The organism is Deinococcus marmoris DSM 12784 (assembly GCF_000701405.1).
GTDB classification, from domain to species: Bacteria; Deinococcota; Deinococci; order Deinococcales; family Deinococcaceae; genus Deinococcus; species Deinococcus marmoris.
Genome location: NZ_JNIV01000175.1, coordinates 1 through 3,886 on the forward strand (window position 1 = coordinate 1; position 3,886 = coordinate 3,886).

A 3,886-nucleotide genomic window follows, 5' to 3' on the forward strand; every position below is an offset into this window, starting at 1 on the left:
CTGAACAACAGACCCCGAAAAGTGTTGGGGTATCGCACGCCCCAAGAGGTACACTCGGCCCATCAGAGTGGTGCGCTAGCAACTTGAACTCGCCTGATTGAGCAAGGCAACGGACATGGTTGCTTCCTGCTTCATGGCCTCACCCGTGATCTGCACCAGTACCTCACTGACCTCACGGGAACTAATGGCTGATGCGACATCTTCGGTGTACTTGTCCACCAGACCTTTTTTGGTTGGCGTGCCGATGACGTTCGTTGCGGTGTTCATGGCCTGGGCGGTGTTGGCCTCCAGAGCGTCTGTGGTCTGCTTCTGGATCTTCTGCGCCTTGTAAGCGTTCTGAACGCCTCTGGCCGCGTTCATGGCGTCACTGACCCGCGCCACGCCGTTTGCCAGGGCCAGAGAGGGGTTATTGGCAATGGCCTGGTCTGCAACCGAACCGACACTGCCATCAGCGTAGTTCGCGTTCAGGGATTGACCGGGGCCAATGCTCTTGAGGGCCGAACCGTAGAGGGCTTGCTTGAATTCGCCGTAGTTGGTTTCCATCCCCTCGTTCAGCTTTTTCAGCACGTCGTTCAGGCCACCGAGATTGCCCATGTTCTCACCCGCGTAGTTGGCGAGCTGACCCATATACTTTCCAGCCACATCTTTAGCGAAGCCTTCCCAGTCGCCGTTGAGAAGTTTGCTGTTGATAAAGCCGTGGATGCTCTGCAACTGACACAACCACTGCATCTTTTCGCCAAATTTCCCGGTGTCAATGGCTCCGACGCCCTGGACATTGCCATTGGCCGCCCCACACGCCTGCTGCAAGACGCCGCCCAGGTTGTCCCAGCCGTTGGCGGCGCTGGCCGTGCTGCCCAGCAGTCCCACGGTCACTGCGGTCAAGATCGCTCCATGTCTCATAGGTAGCCTCCAAACTTGTCCAACACGAGATGTTTAACGCCCTTCAAAACGTCGCCACCTGCACGCTCGATGTACGGCACCTTCTCCGCAACCTCGTCGTTGCCGCTGTTGAACATCCACAGCGCCAGCTTGCTTTCCTGTACCTGAATCACGTCGCCCACCCGCGTTCCGGCCCCGCCCGCTTCTCCACTGGCCTGCACGAGGAGGGCGAACTCGCTGTACTGGCCCACGACGTTGTTCAGGCTGGGCAAGATTTCTTCCATGACTTCGGGCAGGCTCAGGACCCGCACCACGTCCTTTGCCACATCCTTGCTGTAGCGCCCAATGAACAGATGCGAGAAGCTGTCTCGCAAGTCGCCAAAGTGCGCTGAGGCCGTCGCGGACTGCGTACCCATACCGAAGGACACCCCGAAGGAACGGAACACCCGGAGCATCCGTTTCACGGCGTCCAACTCGTCATCGGTCTGCACCTGGTTCTCAAACTCGTCCATGAAGACAAATTTCTTGATGCCGCGCTCGTACTTCTTGGCGACAGACCAGATGGTGTTTTTGATGATGTGGTTAGCAACCCGCTTCATCAGTTCGTCGTCCTCTGGAATGCCGTAGATGGAGAAGTACAGTCGGCGGGCCTTGAGGGTGACATTGCTCTGACAGTCCACAAAGGGCGCAACCGGGCTGGAGCCGAGGGCTTTTCTCAGGCGCACGGCGGCGCTGCGGGCGGCCTCTATCACCTGGGGTTCCATGCGGCGGCCATCGTCGGTGTAGTTCTCGATAATGGTCAGCATCCGGTACAGGTCTTTCATCTGGGGTGCGCGGTCCTCCTGGGCGAACTGAACGTAGATCGCCATAATCCCTTCCATGATCGCCACATCCTCGTAGCCCTTTTCCCTCAGATCATTCACGGGCGGTTCGACGAAGATCCGCACAAAGGACATCAGGGAGGCCAGCTTGTCGCCGTCTGGGATGGTGGCCCCCGCTTCGAGGTCAAAAACGTTCAGGCGGGTCTCGGAGTCATACCCAAACTTGATGATCTGCGCGTCCTGAATGGACTTGAAGAAAGCCTCGAAATCTTCCTTGGCGTCGGTGACAAGCAATACGGCATCCGGGTACTTGGCGAGTTCGGCGTTGTAGAGCGACTGCACCAGCACGGTCTTGCCGCTCCCGGTGGGGGCGAACACACAGAAATGCGCCGTGATGGTGCTTTTGGTGAACAGGTCAAACCGGATCAGGGACTTGTCGCGGTTCTGATAGGTGATCGCGCCCTCATCAAAGCCCTTCCACGGGCTGACCGGGGGGAAAATGTCTACCACGTTGCTGGTGTACGGGGAAAACTGGAAGCCGCTGAAGCCCCCGGCAAACGGGGCAAGAGAGAAATACTGCGCCTCGGCCTGGAAGCCGTAGGTGATCGGCAGACCCGCGTGCAGGCGTGACATATTCCCTCTGGCCTTGCGCTTCATGGTGTCCAGCTCATCCTTTGTCGCCGCAATGAGAACCACCGACACCGCCACTTTGAAGCGGGACTCCAGACCTTCAAGCCGCTGGGCCATCTCGATCTGTTCCAGCAGGTTGACGGCCTTGCCGTTGGGAATCACGCCAGGAGAGCGCACCCGCGTCCACAGATCGTTCTTTTTCTTCTCCAGCTCGTTGGACACGTCGTAATCACTTTCGCGCTGGGCCTGCACCACCACGTAGTAGGTGCCGTGCAGGTCCTCGGTGATGCTCCGCAGGTAGCCCGTCTCGGTGTACTCCGGCAGTCGGCTGACGCTCAGCACGTCCACATAGCGGTCCCCAGCCGCGTAGTACCCGGCTTCCAGATTGCTCCCCGTGCTGGCCGTGAGCTGGCGCATCAGGGTCTGCTGGTCCGGTATCCCCCGGCGACTGCTGCTGATCGAGCGCTCCTCCTGGGGAATGAAGTCGGGCGCGGTGGGCCACCCAGGATTGAGGTACAGAAAGCATTCGTCAAACACGTCTTGCTGCGTCATCGCCGTGGCCCGGAAGCCGCTGGCGTTCATCTGGGCCACCGTCCCGGCCTGGAGGGAGAGCGCATTTTTCACGGCGTCTTCAATCTCTCCGGCACTGGGGGCGGTGTCTGACGTGAAGCGGTCCTCTCGCAAAGGCGTGACCGTCACCGTGGCGAAAAAGCGCCAGTCGGAGACCTCCCCTCTGCTGATCTTGCTTTCCAGCAGCGCGGCGCGGGCGTGGGTCAGCTCCCGAATCACTGGGTCTGGGCAAGCATCGGCGTATCTGCGCGTATCTGCTACATCCTCTTCATGCGCGCCGCGCAGACTGGTGTAGGTGGTCATGGTCTCGCCATCGGGAATGGCAAGGTCAAACACCGCTTTAAGGCGGGCGCTCCGGCGTTTCAAATTGTCAGGCGTGAAGTGGATGTGCGTGGGCGGTTCAAAATAAAAGCCGTACATCAGCCGCCCATCGGTCAAAACTAGTATGTCTTTGTAAATGTCCCAGTACGGCAAAACCCTCCCGAAAGAGGATTTGCCGTCACTGACACTATTCTTCTGTTTTCGTTTTCCGAACACGGCGGGTTCTCCTCTCAAGCCTGCGTCTGCTGGCCACTTCGTGTGCCACCTGCTTTTCAATCCGGTTAAAAGAGTGGCCGATGGTCATTTCACGGGTGACGATCAGAGGGACGGTGTTTGTATCAACGTCTGGAACGTAGTAGTCAACGCCATTGAGCCACCAGTTCAAGAAGAACTCCACGAACTTCGGATACGGATAGAGCCGTTTCTTAATTGCAAAATTGATAAACCACGCCGCAACCGTGCAGAGAAGAATGAACAGCAGGCGCAGTGTTGGATTGGGAATTACCTTATTGGCAATTTGACCGGACAAATAGAAAGCGAGGCCAAGCGCCACAAGATCAGAAAGATCAAGGTAACTACTCAGCGCGAGAAGTTCGGCATGAGGATGTCACCGCGAAAGACACTCACGAGGCCCTGCCAAACATTCATGCCCTGCTTGCGAAGTG

At 58.1% G+C, this 3,886-nt stretch carries 3 protein-coding genes; 1 reads left to right on the forward strand and 2 read right to left on the reverse strand.

Going from position 1 to position 3,886, the window contains the following annotated elements; translation table 11 throughout:
* Window positions 1–75: 75 nt before the first annotated feature.
* Window positions 76–882, reverse strand: a complete 807-nt coding sequence (locus Q319_RS0122505; protein WP_029484643.1) for a hypothetical protein — start codon at window positions 880–882, stop codon at window positions 76–78.
* 14 nt (window positions 883–896) lie between these two features.
* Entirely contained in the window at window positions 897–3,338 is a 2,442-nt protein-coding gene (locus tag Q319_RS0122510) for a VirB4 family type IV secretion system protein (RefSeq protein WP_029484644.1), read from the reverse strand.
* 19 nt (window positions 3,339–3,357) lie between these two features.
* On the opposite strand from Q319_RS0122510, the gene Q319_RS28475 reads away from it, so the two are divergent.
* Window positions 3,358–3,886 (forward strand): hypothetical protein (locus Q319_RS28475; protein ID WP_211252415.1); only part of this gene is annotated, 529 nt, incomplete at its 3' end.